Source organism: Streptomyces sp. 3MP-14 (assembly GCF_006334905.2).
GTDB classification, from domain to species: domain Bacteria; phylum Actinomycetota; class Actinomycetes; order Streptomycetales; family Streptomycetaceae; genus Streptomyces; species Streptomyces triticirhizae.
Window position 1 is genome coordinate 219,069 of record NZ_VDLZ02000001.1, and the last position, 15,574, is coordinate 234,642.

General features: G+C 74.4%; 13 protein-coding genes. 6 read left to right on the plus strand and 7 right to left on the minus strand.

Features of this window, described 5'->3' with window-relative positions; translation table 11 throughout:
• Window positions 1–34: 34 nt before the first annotated feature.
• Both FH609_RS00945 and FH609_RS00950 read right to left on the minus strand, forming a co-directional pair.
• Window positions 35–871: a hypothetical protein gene (locus FH609_RS00945; protein ID WP_139665719.1), complete on the minus strand. Its 837-nt coding sequence runs from the start codon at window positions 869–871 to the stop codon at window positions 35–37.
• Window positions 858–1,469 (minus strand): RNA polymerase sigma factor, encoded by a 612-nt coding sequence (locus tag FH609_RS00950; protein ID WP_139665718.1) that lies wholly within the window; start codon window positions 1,467–1,469, stop codon window positions 858–860. Before FH609_RS00950 ends, FH609_RS00945 begins: the two co-directional genes overlap by 14 nt.
• Window positions 1,470–1,629: 160 nt before the next feature.
• Here FH609_RS00950 and FH609_RS00955 point away from each other — a divergent pair, with 160 nt between their 5' ends.
• The gene (locus FH609_RS00955) at window positions 1,630–2,172 is read left to right on the plus strand and encodes a GNAT family N-acetyltransferase (protein WP_139665717.1); all 543 of its coding nucleotides are present in this window, start codon (window positions 1,630–1,632) and stop codon (window positions 2,170–2,172) included.
• On the opposite strand, the gene FH609_RS00960 is transcribed toward FH609_RS00955, so the two are convergent.
• Window positions 2,145–3,659 carry a DHA2 family efflux MFS transporter permease subunit gene (locus FH609_RS00960; protein ID WP_139665716.1) on the minus strand — a complete coding sequence of 505 codons (1,515 nt, stop codon included), beginning with the start codon at window positions 3,657–3,659 and terminating at the stop codon, window positions 2,145–2,147. The two genes, FH609_RS00955 and FH609_RS00960, sit on opposite strands and share 28 nt — an antisense overlap.
• Window positions 3,660–3,740: 81 nt before the next feature.
• On the opposite strand from FH609_RS00960, the gene FH609_RS00965 reads away from it, so the two are divergent.
• The 4 genes from FH609_RS00965 to FH609_RS00980 all read left to right on the plus strand — a co-directional run bounded on the left by FH609_RS00965 (window position 3,741) and on the right by FH609_RS00980 (window position 7,191).
• Entirely contained in the window at window positions 3,741–4,400 is a 660-nt protein-coding gene (locus FH609_RS00965) for a TetR/AcrR family transcriptional regulator (RefSeq protein WP_139665715.1), read from the plus strand.
• An 82-nt stretch (window positions 4,401–4,482) separates the two neighbouring features.
• A complete protein-coding gene (locus FH609_RS00970; protein WP_139665714.1) occupies window positions 4,483–4,818 on the plus strand; it encodes an ArsR/SmtB family transcription factor in 336 nt (111 codons plus the stop codon).
• Window positions 4,818–5,513 (plus strand): cation transporter, encoded by a 696-nt coding sequence (locus FH609_RS00975; RefSeq protein ID WP_139665713.1) that lies wholly within the window; start codon window positions 4,818–4,820, stop codon window positions 5,511–5,513. The genes FH609_RS00970 and FH609_RS00975 overlap by 1 nt, the downstream gene beginning before the upstream one ends.
• Before the next feature lie 667 nt (window positions 5,514–6,180).
• Entirely contained in the window at window positions 6,181–7,191 is a 1,011-nt protein-coding gene (locus tag FH609_RS00980) for a glycoside hydrolase family 5 protein (protein WP_139665712.1), read from the plus strand.
• Between the two features lie 133 nt (window positions 7,192–7,324).
• Here the strand turns inward: FH609_RS00980 and FH609_RS00985 are convergent, their stop codons facing one another.
• Window positions 7,325–8,566 (minus strand): site-2 protease family protein, encoded by a 1,242-nt coding sequence (locus tag FH609_RS00985; protein WP_226961294.1) that lies wholly within the window; start codon window positions 8,564–8,566, stop codon window positions 7,325–7,327.
• Window positions 8,567–8,712: 146 nt separating this feature from the next.
• Here FH609_RS00985 and polX point away from each other — a divergent pair, with 146 nt between their 5' ends.
• Entirely contained in the window at window positions 8,713–10,440 is a 1,728-nt protein-coding gene (gene polX, locus FH609_RS00990) for a DNA polymerase/3'-5' exonuclease PolX (protein ID WP_139665711.1), read from the plus strand.
• 1,005 nt (window positions 10,441–11,445) lie between these two features.
• Here the strand turns inward: polX and FH609_RS00995 are convergent.
• The 3 genes from FH609_RS00995 to FH609_RS01005 form a co-directional block, all read right to left on the minus strand.
• A complete protein-coding gene (locus FH609_RS00995; protein WP_139665710.1) occupies window positions 11,446–12,714 on the minus strand; it encodes a phosphoribosyltransferase family protein in 1,269 nt (422 codons plus the stop codon).
• Between the two features lie 197 nt (window positions 12,715–12,911).
• Entirely contained in the window at window positions 12,912–14,213 is a 1,302-nt protein-coding gene (gene hisS / locus FH609_RS01000) for a histidine--tRNA ligase (RefSeq protein WP_139665709.1), read from the minus strand.
• 315 nt (window positions 14,214–14,528) lie between these two features.
• Window positions 14,529–15,395 (minus strand): alpha/beta fold hydrolase, encoded by an 867-nt coding sequence (locus FH609_RS01005; protein ID WP_226961295.1) that lies wholly within the window; start codon window positions 15,393–15,395, stop codon window positions 14,529–14,531.
• Window positions 15,396–15,574 lie beyond the last annotated feature (179 nt).

Genomic DNA, 15,574 nt, shown 5'->3' on the forward strand with positions numbered 1-15,574 from the left:
GCGCGCCGGCTGACGGGGGCAACGCCGCGCCGGATCAGCCCTGTTCGGCCGGCCGCGCCTCCCGCTCGCGCAGGGATGCGCCGCCCGTGCCCAGGTCGACGGGCACGCAGTCGTTCTCGGGAAGGCAATCCGTGATCTCCGGCATCCCGGTCAGCAGCACGGTCCGGTTGACCTCGTCATAGGTGGAGATCATGGTGCACGGGGAGTCGGAGACCGCGTGCGCGTCGTCGGCCTCGACCGCCCGCGTGGTCCAGCCGTCCAGGTGGTGCTCGTCGAAGAGCCGGTCGGCCAGCGCCGCGACCTCCTCGCGGGAGCGGCAGTCGTCCGGGTTCTGGTGCAGTTCCTCCCGCAGTTCGGCCAGCCGCAACTGCTCCTCGGAGAGCCCGGTGTAGGGCTCGATGCCCAACTCCTCGCAGGTGCCGGCGCCGCCGGGGTAGACCCGCAGCGGGTCGTCCTTGGCGTTGTCCACGCAGGCGGTCAACTCGGCCGGCGGCGGCGAGACCTCCGGGCGGGCGACCCAGCTGTCCGCCCAGTAGTCGCCGCAGGTGAGGACCGGGTCCTGCTCGGCGGGGGAGGGGCCGATCTCGATCTCGATCCCGTCGACCACGCACGTGACGCTCCACGAGCTGTGCGGCTGCCCGGGGTCGGTGGTCCAGGCGTAGGCGCCGGCGGTGGCCCCGGCGACGGCGAGCGCCGTGGCCGGCACCAGCACGGCGCGGCGCAGCCGGTGGTGCCGGGCGCGGCCCCTGGCCCTGGTCAACACCCGCAGTCCCAGCGGGCCTTCGGGGTCGTCGGCGAGGGCGCGGTCGCGCAGCGGGTCGGCGGCGCGCAGGGCCGTCTCCAGGCGCTCGGTGTCGTCAGCGTCGTGCATGAAGCTTCTCCTCGGTGCGGGGCGCGGTGCCGGGCGCGGTGCGGTGGTCGGTTGTGCGGGTGCCGTGGACGTTCGGGCGGGCGGCGGTGGGTGGTGGCGGGTCGGCGCCGGCCGCCAGGTGCGGGCGGAGCCGTTCCCTGGCCCGGTAGAGCCGGGTGGCGACGGCGCCCGTGGAGATGCCCAGCACCGTGGCGATGTCCTGGTGCGACAGGTCGTCCCAGTAGGCGAGCCGCAGCAACTCCCGGTCGTCGGGCGGCAGCGCGGCCAGCGCCTCGGCCAGGTCGTCGCTCGGTGCCAGAGCCGGCGGGGCCGGCGCCTCGGCGACCCGGCGCTGTAGCCGCAGCCAACGGCGTTGGCCGCGCTCCTGGTTGGCCAACACCCGACGCGCCACGCCGAAGAGCCACAGCTGGGCCTCGTGCGGGTCGTGGGGCACGCGCCCGCGCCGCCGCCAGGCGGTGGCATAGACCTCGGAGACCGCGTCGTGCGCCGACGCCTCGGAGGTCCGCCGCAGGCAGTAGGCGAGCAGCCGGCGGAAGGTCGCCCGGAACAGCCGGTCGAACTCCTCGTTCCGGTCCTCGGCCCTGTGAACCTTTCTCATGCCCCCTCATGTCCGGCACCCCCGTGGCGCCTCACCGCTCCCCGCGAGGGAGCTGGTCACGATCGCATCACGGGCGGCGGGCGGGGGGTGTGCCGGGGGGCCAACGGCGGCCCGGCGCCGCGTTTATGCTGGTCCGCGCAGTCGAGCAGTTCGGAGTCGCATGAGTGAGCACGCCTGGGCCACCAGGGCCGAGACCGCGTCGGACGTGCCGGCGGTGCGCCGGATCAACCTGGCGGCGTTCCCCACCGCCGAGGAGGCCGACCTGGTCGACGCGCTCCGCGCGGACCCGGCCGCCTGGCTGCCCGGCCTCTCGCTGCTCGCCGAGCCGGCGGCCGGCGCGGCCGTCGGCGCTCCGGCCGGCACCCCCGTCGCCCATGCGCTGCTCACCCGCTGCCGGGTGGGCGGCGCGCCGGCGCTGGCGCTGGCGCCGGTCGCGGTGCTGCCCGAGCACCAGCGGACCGGCGCCGGCTCGGCCGCCGTACGGGCCGCCCTGGCGACGGCCGGGGAGCGCGGCGAGAACCTGGTCGTGGTCCTGGGCCACCCGGCGTACTACCCGCGCTTCGGCTTCCGGCCGGCGTCCGAGCTGGGCGTCAGGGCCGCCTTCGACGTGCCGGACGAGGCGCTGATGGCGCTGGCCCTGCGGCCCGAACTCCCCGCCCCCGCCGGCACGATCGCCTACCCGGCCGCGTTCGGCGTGCCCTGACCGAGCGTGCCCTGACCGGCCCCGACCTCGCCCACGGCCGGTTCACCGCCGGCCGGTTCGCCGCCCGCGACCGGCGTCGAGCGCCGGGCCGGCCCCGGCAGCAGCGGAATGGTCAGCAGGATCACCAGCAGCACGCCGCTCGCCAGCCAGAACGAACGGTGCACCCCGTCGATCACGTTGTCCGAGGTCTGGACGACCAGGGTGACGACGGCGACGCCGAGCGCGGCGCCCAGCTGGTTGAGCATGTACAGCACCGAACTGCCCTGCGCCACCCGCTCCGCCGGCAGCGTCCGGTAGAGCGAGCCCATGGTCGGCGCCGCCATGAAGCCCAGGCTCACGCCGAGTAGCAGTCCGCCCGCCGCCGGCCAGAGTTCGGCCGTTCCCGCGTCGACCCGGGTCAGCGCCAGGGTGCACAGCGCGGCGGCCGCGGCGCCGCCGGCGGCGAGGCCGCGTGAGCCGAGCCGGTCGGAGAGCCGGCCGGCCACCGGCATGGCCAGGGAGCCGCCGACCCCGACCGGCGCCATCAGCAGCCCGGCCGCCAACACCCCGTGCCCGTGCACCTGTTGGTAGTACAGCGGCAGGGCGAAGAACGCGGCGAAGTTGACCAGCCCGCTCAGGCCCATGATGGTGACGCTCGCGCTGAACCCCCGACTGCGGAAGAGCCCGAGGTCGATCAGCGGCGGCCGCGCCGGCCCGGTGCGGCCCAGCCGCGCCGCGTGCGCTCCATAGCCGAGCAGCAGCACCGCGCCGGCGAGCAGCGGCAGCCACGCGTGCCAGGTCAGGGCGGTGCCCTGCTCGGCCGTCTGGGAGAGCGCCAGCACCAGCCCGGCGAAGCCGGGGGCGAGCAGCGCCAGGCCCAGCACGTCCAGCCGCACGCCCCCGCCGGCGTCCGCCGTGGGCGGGTCGGCGGGCAGCGTCCGCCGGGCCAGCACCAGGGCGATCAGCCCGACCGGCACGCTCAGCAGGAACATCCAGCGCCAGGAGAGCGCCTCCGTCACCGCGCCGCCGCTGACCGGCCCGAGGGCCGGGCCCAGCGCGAGCACCACGCCCATCAGCCCCATCACCCGCCCGGCCCGCGCCGGCCCGGCCGCCCGGGCGAGCAGGATCAACACCAGCGGGTCCAACAGGCCGGCCCCCACGCCCTGGAGCGCGCGGAAGGCGATCAGGCTGCCCACGTTCCACGCCAGCCCGGAGGCCAGCGAGCCCGCCACGAAGATCGCCAGCCCGATCAGCCACAGCCGTCTCCCGCCGAACCGGTCGACGGCCCAGGTGGTGAACGGGATGGTCGCCGTGACCGCGAGCAGGAAGCCGGTGGAGGCCCAACCCACCGTGCTCAGCGAGGCGTTGAGCGAGTCGGCCAGCGTCGGCGTGGCGACGGCGGCCATGGTGCTGTTGAGGATGCCCAGCAGTCCGCCGAGCAGCACGACGGCGATCAGCCTGAGCAGAGGGGCGCCAAGCCGCCCCGAGGACTCCGTATCTGAACTAATGGATTCAACGTAGTGATCTGGCTGGTTCTAACGCAACCCGTGAGGCCGCGCCGTTGAACCCGCCGGTCTACCATCGGCCCCATGGCAGCGACTCCCTCAACGGCGCCTCCCCCGGGGGGTGCGCCGACTCCCGCGCGCGGGCGCATCGACAAGCGGGCCGCGATCCTGGCCGGCGCCTTCGCCGTCTTCGCGCGCAAGGGCTACGCCGACGCCGGCGTCGCGGACATCGCCGCCGAGGCCGGCGTCGCCAAGCCGACCGTCTACAACCACCTCACCGACAAGGCGACGCTCTTCCGCAGCGCGCTGGAGGCCACGGCCAGGGCCAAGCTGGAGGAACGGATCGCCGCCGTCGAGCCGCTCTACGCGCCGGGCGACGACCTCGCCGCGACCCTGGAGGGCGTCGGCCACCGCCTCGTCCAGCTGCACAGCGACGCCACCTCCTGCGCCCTGCGCCGGCTGCTCTACGCCGAAGTCACCCGGTTCCCCGAGGCGTTGGAGCTGGTCAGTGCCTTCGGTCCGCACCGGGTGGTGCACGCCCTGGCCGACCCGCTCGGCCGGCTCACCCTCGCAGGGCGGCTGGCCGCCAACGAACCGGTGCTGGCCGCCGAGCAGTTGATGGCCCTGCTGATCGGCCCGCTGGAGGCGCGCTCCCGGATGGGCGTCCGGCCCGTCCCCGACGAGGAACTGCGCGAGGTCGCCGCCGCCGCCACGGCCACCTTCCTGCGCGCCTACGCGGCCTGAGCGCCGGCCCCGGCCGGGGTCGGCCGGGGTCGACGGTTCAGCACACTATGAATTCAGGGCATCGTGTACTAACGTGCTCCCTATGCTGACCGTCGCCCCCGACATCGAGGTGCTCGCGCGGTTCGGCCGCGCGCTGGCCGATCCGATCCGCTGCCGGCTGCTGCTCGCGCTGCGCGAGGCGCCGGCCCATCCGTCCGACCTGGCCGACCGGTTGGGCATCTCCCGCACCCGGCTGTCCAACCACCTGGCCTGCCTGCGCGACTGCGGACTGGTCGTCGCCGTGCCCGTCGGCCGCCGCACCCGCTACGAGCTGGCCGACCCGCGCCTCGGCCACGCGCTGGACGACCTGCGGGCCGCCGTCGTCGCCGTCGCCGCCGACCGCAGCTGCGCCGAAGCGGCGGAGAAGGGCTGCTGCTGATGGCCCAACTCTCCGTTCCCCAGGGGGTGTCGGGCCCGAACGCCCCCGACCTCGCGCGGCGCGAGACGCTGGCCCGCCGGGTGCGATGGCTGGTCGCGGCGACCATCGCCTACAACCTGGTCGAGGCGGCCGTCGCGCTCGCCGCCGGCGCGGCCGCCTCCTCCGCCGCGCTCATCGGCTTCGGGCTGGACTCGCTGGTCGAGGTCTCCTCGGCCGCCGCCGTCGCCTGGCAGTTCTCCGCCGCCGACCCGGCGGTGCGGCAGGCGCGCGAGGCCCGCGCGCTGCGGGTGATCGCCTGCTCCTTCTTCGCGCTGGCCGTCTATGTCGCCCTCGACGCGGGGCGGGCCCTGGCGGGCGGCCACGAGCCGGACGGTTCGCCGACCGGGATCGCGCTGGCCGCGCTGTCGTTGGCGATCATGCCTTTCCTGTCGGCCGCGCAGCGGCGGGCCGGGCGCGAACTCGGCTCCGCCTCGGCGGTGGCGGACTCGCGGCAGACGCTGCTGTGCACCTACCTCTCCGCCGTGCTGCTGGCCGGCCTGCTGGCCAACGCCGCCCTCGGCTGGGCCTGGGCCGACCCGCTGGCGGCGCTGGCCATCGCCGGGTTGGCGGTCCGGGAGGGGCGCGACGCCTGGCGCGGCGAGGCGTGCTGCCCGGTCCCCGAAACGGTCGCTGAGCGCGCGGGCGGCGGGCCGTAGTCGACTGCGCGTCGGGGTTGCCCGTTGTCCGTTGTCGTCTGCGGCCCGTCCCGAGTGCTTCGCGCAGTTCCCCCGCGCCCCTGGGCCGTCGGGGGCGCGGGCAACCGTCGCCGGTGCCGCAGTCGACTACGCGCCCTGGCCACCCGCTCACCATCGTCGTCTGCACCCCGTCCCGAGTGCTTCGCGCAGTTCCCCGCGCCCCTGACCCGTCGGGGGCGCGGGCATCCGTCGACGGTGCCGCAGACGACCACGCGCCCGCACCACCCCCTCCCGCCGTCGCCCACGGCGTGGAACGTTTCCAACGATGTGCGCACCCACCGGCCCCCAACCCCCCACCCGCGCCCGCCCAACGGGCGGGCGCGGAGCGTGGCGGACACCCGAACTCGCCCCCGAGGCAGTGACGTTGCGGCGCCAACATGCAACACGCAGCGACAAGTTACTCGGTTAAGTGTCGTCCGAAAAGCGAACTCACCACCCGCCCAGGCGTTTTATTCCGCCGTCGAATCCATTCGACGGCGTCCCGCTCCTTGACATGGTGGTGTCACGGTGGCCTGATGGGTGGGCGAGGCATGGGAGCGCTCCCAATCTCTTCTCTCGCCGTGTTCGCGCACTCGTCAACCCCCACCCCAACGGGGTCCCGGGACGGACCCCCCTTGAGGAGACGACCATGAACAGCAGAAAACGACTCGGAGTTGTGGCAGCCGCCGGCGTCGCCGGGGCGCTGGCGGTGGCCCTCGCGGTGCAGCCGGCCACGGCGGGTGAGCCGGAGGCGGAGGCCGTCGGCCTGCACATCGAGGACGGCCGGCTGGTGGAGAGCACCGGCAACGACTTCGTGATGCGCGGCGCCAACCACGCCCACGCCTGGTACACCAGCCAGCTCGGCTCGCTGGCCGACATCAAGGCGCTGGGCGCCAACACCGTGCGCGTGGTGCTCAGCAGCGGGCACCAGTGGGAGCAGACCACGCCCGACCAGGTCGCCCAGATCGTCTCGGAGTGCAAGGCGAACCGGCTGATCTGCGTGCTGGAGGTGCACGACACCACCGGGTACGGCGAGCAGTCCGCCGCCGTCTCGCTGGACGCGGCCGCCGACTACTGGGTGAGCGTCCTCGACCAACTCCGGGGCGAGGAAGACCACATCATCGTCAACATCGGCAACGAGCCGTTCGGCAACACCGGCTACGAGGCGTGGTCCGCCGACACCCAGGCCGCGATCGGCAAGCTCAGGAGCGCCGGCTTCGAGCACACCATCATGGTGGACGCCCCCAACTGGGGCCAGGACTGGAGCGGGACCATGCGGGCGGACGCCCAGGAGGTCTACGACTCCGACCCGACCGGCAACACGATCTTCTCCATCCACATGTACGGCGTCTACAACACCGCCGCCGCCGTGCAGGACTACCTCGGCTCCTTCGTGGACGCCGGACTGCCCATCCTGGTCGGCGAGTTCGGGCACAACCACTCGGACGGCGACCCGGACGAGGACGCCATCATGGCGACCGCCGAGGAGCTGGACCTGGGCTATCTGGGCTGGTCGTGGAGCGGGAACAGCAGCGACGTCGGGTACCTGGACATGTCGGTCAACTTCGACCCCAACCAGCTGACCGAGTGGGGCGAGCGCTTCTTCAACGGGCCCAACGGCGTCGCGGAGACCTCCGAGGAGGCCACGATCTACAACTGACGCCGGCCCGCCGCCCGTTGACTCCCAACAGCGTGCGGCGCGAGGCGGGGGTGTGTGCGGCGGGGCCGCCCGGGGATGACGCCGGGCGGCCCCGTCTCCCCTGTCCCCCCGTCGCTCCCGTCGCTCCCGTCGCTCAGCGACCGTTGCCGGTGGTGGTGGGCGCGCCCGGCGGGTGGTCGGTCAGCCGGCGGATGGTGCGGTTGATGTCCGACGGCGAGACGATGCCCAGCAGCCGCTCCCGCCCGTCCCGCGCCGCACCGTCCCGTTCGCCGTCCCGCCCGTCCCCGTCCCGCCCGTCCCCGTCCCGTTCGCCGTCGCGTTCGATGACCAACACCCGGTGCTCGGGGCCGGGTTCGAGGCGGGGCAGCAGCTCGGCGAGATCCTGCTCGGGGGCGCTGGTGCGCACCCGGTCCAGGGGCACCATGATCTCGGCGACGGTCAGCGCCCGGTGCTTCTCGACGGGCACCTCCCGCAGCCGCTCCCTGGTGACCAGGCCGATCGGCGCGCCGTTCGCCGCGACCACGGGCAGCGCGGGGTGGTCGAGGCCGGGGCTGGTCTCGCTGAGCAGGCCGCCGACGGTCTCGTCGGCCGGCACGGTCGCGGGCCGGGGCGTCATGGTCTCCCGCACCGGGACGCCGGCCAACAGCTGCCGCACCCGGGCCTGTTGGCCCTCCAACGAGGCGGCGCCCGCCACGAACCAGCCGACCAGCGCCAGCCAGAGCGCGCCGAACGCGCCCGTCCACAGGAACGCCACCAGCCCGGCGCCCACCAGCAGCCAGCCGAAGACCTGACCGGCCGCACTGGACTGCGCGGTGGCCCGGGGCCGGTCGCCGGAACGGCGCCACAGCGCGGCCCGCAGCAGCCGGCCGCCGTCGAGCGGGGCGGCGGGGAAGGCGTTGAAGAGCGCCAACAGGAAGTTGATCACCGCGAACCAGGCGACGACCTCGACGATCGGGCCCGCGTCCACCGCGACCAGCAGCCAGGTGACCAGGGTGAAGAACACGCCGAGCGCCAGGCTGGTCGCCGGGCCGGCGCCGGCGATCCGGAACTCGGAGCCCGGGTCGGGCGCCTCGGCCCTGGTCCGGGTGGCGCCGCCCAGCAGCCACAGCACGATGTCGTGCACCGGCACCCCGTCGCGGCGGGCCACCACCGCGTGCGCCATCTCGTGCGCCAGCAGCGAGGCCAGGAAGAGCACCCCGGCCAGCAGCGCCAGCAGCGTGTAGCTGAGGGCGCTGCGGTCGGGGTAGGCGGCGGGCAGCCGTTCCGCTCCCAGGCCGATCGCGATCACCGCGAAGATCACGGCGACGCTCCAGTGCACCCCGATCCTGACGCCGGCGATCCGGCCCAGCCTGAAGGTGGCCCGCACCTCGCTCACCTGCCTCGTTCCGTCCGTCTGGTCGGCGCGGCGAGTACCCCGGTGGCGCCCGCCCATGCCCCGGGCCTCCGGTCGGTCCGCTCGCCGCGCGGGACGGGCGTCGTCTCGCCGCGCGGGACGGGCGCCGGCTTCCTAGACTGGCGGTTATGGCCCGGCCGAACGACGAGGTCGAGGCGCTGCTCCGGGAGTACGCCGACCTCATCGCCATCACCGGCAAGGGCGCGTTCAAGCAACGCGCCTACGAGCGGGCTGCCCGCGCGATCGGCGGGCACCCGGCCGACGTCGCCACGCTGGACTCCAAGAGCCTGCGGGAGATTCCCGGCGTCGGCTCGTCGATCGCCGACAAGGTCGAGGAGTATCTGCGCACCGGGCGGGTCGCGGCCGTCGAGGAGACCAGGGCGTCGATCCCGCCCGGCGTCCGGGCGCTGCTGGACGTGCCGACGCTCGGACCCAAGAAGGCGATGACCCTCTACCGCGAGCTGGGCGTCTCCTCCGTCGACGAACTGGCGGCCGCGCTGCGCGAGGACCGGCTCGCTGAGCTGAAGGGCTTCGGCCCCAAGGCGCGCGAGAACATCGAGCACGGCCTGGCCGTGCTGCGGCAGTCCGGCGGCCGGATCGGCCTTGACACCGCGCTGGGCGTGGCCGAGGAGACGGTCGCGCGGCTGGGCGAGGCGGCCGGCTGCGTGCGCTGCGCCTACGCGGGGTCGGTGCGGCGGATGAAGGAGACCATCGGCGACATCGACGTGCTCGCGGCGGCCGACGACCCGGAGCCGGTGATGGCCGCGTTCTGCGCACTGCCGCTGGTGGCGGAGGTGGTGCTGCGCGGGAGGAAGAAGACCACGGTGCGGACGGTCGACGGGCTCCAGATGGACCTGCGGGTGCTCGCCGAGGACTCCTGGGGCGCTGGGATGATCTACTTCACCGGCTCCAAGGCGCACAACATCCGCATCCGGGAGATCGCGGTCCGCAAGAAGCTCAAACTCTCCGAGTACGGACTCTTCGACGCCAAGACCGGTCGGAAACGGGCGGCCCGCACCGAGGAGGAGGTCTATCGCCGGCTCGGGCTGCCCTGGATTCCGCCGACGCTCCGCGAGGACCGGGGCGAGGTGGCCGCCGCCCAACGGGACGCGCTGCCCCGGCTGGTCACCGTCGACGACCTGCGGGGCGACCTGCACAGCCACACCGACCTGACCGACGGCATCGCCCCGTTGACCGAGATGGTCGCCGCCGCCGCGCGGCGCGGCTACCACTACTACGCCGTCACGGACCACGCGCCCGAGCTGCGGATGCAGCGCATGACCCTGGACAAGGCCCGCGCCCAGCGCGAACAGCTGCGCCAACTGGCCGGCGAACACGGTCGGTTGAAGCTGCTGCACGGCACCGAGCTGAACATCGACCCGGAGGGGAACGTGGACTGGCCGGCGGAGGTGCTGGCCGAGTTCGAGCTGTGCGTGGCGTCCATCCACTCCCACTTCGAGCTGGACCGCGACGCCCAGACCCGCCGGCTCATCAGGGCCTGCGAGAACCCGCACGTCAACATCATCGGCCACCCCACCACCCGCAAGTTCGGCCGCCGCAACGGGATCGACGCCGACCTGGACGCGGTCTTCGCGGCCTGCGCCCGCACCGGCACCGCCCTGGAGATCAACAGCCACCCCAACCGGCTGGACCTCAACGACGAACACATCCTGCGCGCCCGCGAGCACGGCGTGCGCTTCTCCATCGACTCCGACGCGCACGCGCCCACCCATCTGGGGCATGTGCGGTTCGGCGTCGCGCAGGCCCAGCGCGGGTGGCTCGGCCCGGACGACGTGATCAACACGTGGCCGCTGACGCGTCTGCGCCGCTTCCTGCGGAAGACGGGAGCCCGCTGAGCGGGCGTCACGCGCCGGGGGCGCGTGACGGCCCGCTCAGCGGGCGGGTGGTTCGGGTGGTCTTCCGGCCTGCGGCCGGTGGGGCGTTGCTGTCGCGCGAACGGCCTCCGGCCGGGTTGGGGGTCGCGCGTGGTGTGTCGGCGGGTGTCGTTCCTTCGGGCGCCGCTGCCCGTGCCTTCCTGGCCCGGCCCGCGGTTGCCCGTCGCGGGTTCGGACTGCCGCCGCAGGGTGGTCAACGGCCGTGGGTGGGGGCGGTGTTCGGACGCGGCGGCCCACGGAACGCCGGGGGTGCGGGCTCTCGCCGCGCGGGCGGCAGCGGGCCCGGGAGGTGCCTGGCCGAGCCGGCCCCTCCCGCCGAAGGCGAAGCGTCCGCCGGATCGGCGCCCACCAACGCGCCGCCCAACGACCCCCGTTGTCCCGCCCGTTCATCGCCCTCCGCTTCCCCGGTTCACGAGCACGCCCCACCCCGCCGGCCCCTCAGGGTCCCACCCCGCTGGCTCGTCCGCGTCCCGCCCCTCACCGTGCCCCGCCCACCGCGCGTCGGCCGGCCCACCGCCCCCTCGACGCGTCGGCGTGCCACCTCGTCCCCGCCCGGCCGGCCCGTTCGCCTCACCGGTTGGCTGTTCGTCCCTGCCCCGGGCGGCCGGTTGCCTCCGCCCAGTCGGCCCGATGGTTCCCGCCCGGTAAGCCCGTTCGCCTCCGGGCGAGTGGCCGGTTCGTCCCAGGGCGCTCGGCTGTTCGTCCCTGCCTGGTCGGCCGGTTCGTCCCAGGGCGCTCGGCTGCTCGTCCCGCCCGGGCGGCCGTTGGTTCCCGCCCGACCGGCCGGTTTCGTCCCCCGGCGGCCGGCCGGTTCGTCCCGTGCCGGTGGGCCTGTTCGCCCCTGCCGGGTCGGCCCGTTCGTTGCCCGGCGGCCGGCCGGCTCGGCCGGCCGACGCCTCCCAGTCGCCCCCACCCACCAACCTCCCGTCCCGCCGGACCGCCAGCGGTCCTTCGGCCCGAGGCCCGTCAGGGCCTCGGGCCCAGGTGGGTGAGGAACCAGTCCCTGGCCAGGGCCGTCACCTCGGAGAGCGCGCCCGGTTCGGGGAAGAGGTGGGTCGCGCCGGGGATCACCGTCAGCTCGTGCGGGCCCTGGAGGGACTGTTCGGCCGCGCGGTTGAGTTCCAGGACGCGTTCGTCGTTGCCGCCCACGATCAGCAGCGTCGGGCAGCGGACCTCGGACAGCCGGCGGTCCGCGAGGTCGGGGCGGCCGCCCCGGGAGACCACCGCGCCGACCGGCGAGGCCGGGTCGGCCGCCGCCCAGAGCGCGGCCGCCGCGCCCGTGCTGGCGCCGAAGTAGCCGATCCGCAGCCCGTCGTGCGGCGCGCCGTGCTCCCGCACCCAGTCGGTGGCGTGGCCGAGCCGCTCGGCGAGCAGGCCGATGTCGAAGACGTTGGCCCGGTCGGCCGCCTCGCCCTCGGTCAGCAGGTCGAACAGCAGCGTGCCCAGGCCCGCCTGGGCGAGCGCCTCGGCGACGAAGGTGTTGCGCGGACTGTGCCGCCCGCTGCCGCTGCCGTGCGCGAAGAGCACCACGCCGGTCGCCTCCGCCGGCAGCGTCAACTCACCGGGCAGGGTGACCCCGCCCGCCGGGATCTCCACCGCCCGCGCGCTGCCGCGCCGCAGCAGCTCGACCACCTCCTCGTCGGTGGTCTGCGCGAAGTCCGCGTAGAACTGGCCAACGGCCAGGAAGTCGTCCACCACCTCGGGGCAGACCAGCTCGTCGGCCTCGCCGCCGATCCGCCGCTCCCAGTCGGTCGGCGCGACCGGCACCGCCAGCACCACCCGGGCCGCGCCCCTGGTGCGCGCCGAGCGGCACGCGGCCCTGGCCGTCGCGCCGGTGGCGATCCCGTCGTCGACCACCACCACGGTGCGGTCCACGACGGAGACCCGGGGCCGCTCGCCCCGGTAGGCGAGTGAGCGGCGGTCCAACTCGGCGCGTTCCCTGGCCTCCACCCCGTCCAGCGCGTCCTCGTTGACCCGGGCACCGCCCACCACCTGGTCGTTGAGGACCCGGGCGCCGTCCTCGGCGATGGCGCCCATCGCCAGCTCGGGCTGGGCCGGCAGGCCCAGCTTCCGCACCACCGCCACGTCGAGCGGGGCGCCCAGCGCGGTCGCCACCTCGGCGGCCACCGGGACGCCGCCCCGGGGCAGCCCGAGCACCACCACGTTCCGGCCGCGCAGCGGCGCCAGCTCGCGGGCCAGCCGCCGCCCGGCCTCCCGCCGATCAGCGAAGCGCATCGTCTCGGCCACCTCCTCGGTTCGCCGGGCGCGGGCGCCCGTTCGTCCCATCGAACCGCGTGACCGTCCCCGGCGCCCGTCAAACGCCGTCGCCCGGGCGAGGCCGGGCGACCCCGGAGAACACCCGCGCGCGGGCGGCCCGGCCCGAGAAACGACGAACTCCCCGCCGGCGACGGGGAGTTCGCGAGCGGGAAGGGCTACGGCGCGGGGGAGGCCAGCACGGCGGTCACCCGGTCGGCCAGCTCGGCGACCGGCACCTCGTGCTGCTCCCGGGTGGCGAGGTCCTTGACCAGCACCGCGTCCCTGCGCCACTCGTCCTCGGCCACCACCACGGCGACCCTGGCGCCCAGCTGGTCGGCCACCGACAGCTCCTTGCTGAGCTTGCGCGGCTCCAGCGGGGTGCTGGTGCGGACGCCGGCCCGGCGCAGCACGCCCGCCATCCGCCGGGTCTCGGCCAGCAGCGCCTCGCCCAGCGGGATGACCACGGCGTCGGCCTGCGGCCTGGGCTTCGGCAGCAGCCCGTGGGTCTCCAGGAAGTCCTGGAGGGTGACGTCGCCCATGCCGAAGCCGATGCCCGGGATGCGCTGCTTGGTGAAGAGCCCCGCGAGGTCGGCGTACCGGCCGCCGCCGAAGAGCGACCTGCGGTTCTCCGGGTGCAGGTCGAACACCTCGAAGACGGTGCCCGTGTAGTACTGGAGGCCGCGCACGATGAACGGGTCGAACGTGACCAGCTCGCGCGCCTCGCTGTTGAGCAGCCTCACCACCTGGGACCGCTCGGCCACCTCGTCGGGCACCGCGCGCAGCACCTCGGCGCCGCTGGCGAGGGTCTCCTCCAGGAGGTCGAACTGGGCCGGGGTGAGCGACAACTTCTCGGCGTCCTCGGCGAGCTTCTCGCGCGGGTACTTCGCCCACCGGTCGACGAGCGAGGCCACCTCCTGCCGCCGGTCCTCGGGCACCTTGACGATGTCCCGCAGGATGCTCTCCAGCAGCACCCGGTCGCCGACCCGCAGCGCCCACATCTCCCGGGTCGCGCCGAGCGAGCCCATCATGTCGTGGATCAGCTCGAACAGCTCGATCTCGCAGTTGACGCTGTCGGAGCCGAAGATGTCGACGTTGATCTGCCAGTGCTCGCGCAGCCGGCCCCGCTGGGGGCGCTCGTAGCGGTGGCAGATGACATGGCTGTACCAGCGGGCCGGGAGGTGGAGGCTGCCGAGGTTCCGCGCGATCATCCGCGCCACGGAGGGCGTCATCTCCGGCCGCAGCGCCAGCCGCCGCCCGCCCCGGTCGGTCAACGAGTAGAGCTGCTGGTTGGCGATCTCCTCGCCGGACTTCGCCTCGTAGATCTCGACCGGCTCCAGAATGGGGCCGTCATAGCGGCCGAAGCCATAACTCTCGATAACCTCGAAGAGCGGATGGAAGAACTGCTGCCTGACCGACATCTCCTGCGGCAGGAGATCTCTGGTACCGCGATAGGGGGTGGTCGGGAGCAGGTCAGTCACCGCGTGATCCTTCCAGGGTGAGTTGAGAGATGCACGGTAGCAGACCGCGCGGGCGGCCACGAAGTCGCTGCACGGTCGTCCGGCGACGGCCGGACGGCGGGCCCCGGGACCCATCTCACCCCGTGGACACCACCGGTGGCGCCGGCCGCCGCGCATTTCCCGCGCGCTTTTCGCGTCGTCAAGCGAACGCGTTACTCGGGAGGCGTTGTCCCGTATCGCCCCCCGGAATTCGGGAGGCGTTTTCCGTCGCTTTCCTGGCTCACTCGCGCAAGAAGAAAAGGGAACGGATTCGGGGAAACCGTTCGCCGTGACCGGTCAGGCCCCGCCGGCGCTCGGGGCCGTCCTCAGCAGGCCGTGGTCGCGGAGGAACGCCGTGACCGCGCCGGCCAGCGCGACGGGGGCGTCGTCGTGCACCCAGTGGCCGGCGCCCGGGAAGTCCACCCGCTCGGTGCCCGGGCGCTCGGCCACCATCCGGTCGGCCAGCGCGGCCGGCAGCAGCGTGGACTCCTCGCCGCGCAGCAGCAGCGCCGGGCAGGACGAGCCGCGCCAGTCCGCCGACCAGTCGCCGACCCCGCCCCGCTGCACCTCCATCATCACGTCCCAGTCGAGCAGCATCCGCCAGCCGTCCTCGTCCGGCACCGCGCTCCGGAGGAAATAGGAGGGGTCCGGCACGCCCCGCCGCTCGATCAGCTCGCTCAGCTCGGCCCGGGTGCCCGCCCTGCGCGGCCAGCCCCGCACGTCCAGCGTGGGATGCGGCACCTCGGGCCGCCGCATCACCGGGCCCACGTCCTCGACGATCAGCGCAGACACCAACTCCGGGTGGCGCGCCGCCACCTGATAGGCGGTGATGCCGCCCAGCGAGTGCCCGTAGAGCACCACGGGGCCGGTCCCCAACGCCCGGATCAGCGCGGCGGCGTCCGCCACGAACGCCTCGCGGCCGTAGCCGTCGGAGACCGGTTCGCTCCAGCCGTGACCCCGCTGGTCGGGGGCGATCACCCGCACCAGCCCGGAGAGGTCACGCGCCAGCCGCTTGAAGACCGCGCCGCGCCCGAACGTGCCGTGCAGCGCCACCATCACCGGGACCCTGGCCCCGCCCCCGGAGTCCATGACCGGCACCCGCCGACCCTCGACCAGTACCGTTCCCATCTCGGCCAGCAGGTCCATCTTCCCCACCCCGCCCATGTCCCGTTCCCCACGCCTTCTCCACGCTAGCCGGCGGGATCGGCTTTTGCATCCGCCAACGCGTGGCGGGAGGTTGATGGCGCGCGAACGCCAAAGACGCGGGTGGTGGGGGGACACGGGGACGAACGGGGGCCTTGTCGCCCCCTGTTGGCTACCCTTTGCTCCGACCGCCCAACGCC

Bases quoted from the DNA above. Each gene is read 5' to 3' on its own strand.
- FH609_RS01005 (WP_226961295.1), bottom strand. From the start codon at position 15,395: ATGGGCGGGGTGGGGAAGATGGACCTGCTGGCCGAGATGGGAACGGTA.
- FH609_RS00995 (WP_139665710.1), bottom strand. From the start codon at position 12,714: ATGCGCTTCGCTGATCGGCGGGAGGCCGGGCGGCGGCTGGCCCGCGAG.
- FH609_RS00945 (WP_139665719.1), bottom strand. From the start codon at position 871: ATGCACGACGCTGACGACACCGAGCGCCTGGAGACGGCCCTGCGCGCC.
- FH609_RS00970 (WP_139665714.1), top strand. From the start codon at position 4,483: ATGCTGACCGTCGCCCCCGACATCGAGGTGCTCGCGCGGTTCGGCCGC.
- FH609_RS00965 (WP_139665715.1), top strand. From the start codon at position 3,741: ATGGCAGCGACTCCCTCAACGGCGCCTCCCCCGGGGGGTGCGCCGACT.
- polX (WP_139665711.1), top strand. From the start codon at position 8,713: ATGGCCCGGCCGAACGACGAGGTCGAGGCGCTGCTCCGGGAGTACGCC.
- FH609_RS00950 (WP_139665718.1), bottom strand. From the start codon at position 1,469: ATGAGAAAGGTTCACAGGGCCGAGGACCGGAACGAGGAGTTCGACCGG.
- FH609_RS00980 (WP_139665712.1), top strand. From the start codon at position 6,181: ATGAACAGCAGAAAACGACTCGGAGTTGTGGCAGCCGCCGGCGTCGCC.
- FH609_RS00955 (WP_139665717.1), top strand. From the start codon at position 1,630: ATGAGTGAGCACGCCTGGGCCACCAGGGCCGAGACCGCGTCGGACGTG.
- FH609_RS00975 (WP_139665713.1), top strand. From the start codon at position 4,818: ATGGCCCAACTCTCCGTTCCCCAGGGGGTGTCGGGCCCGAACGCCCCC.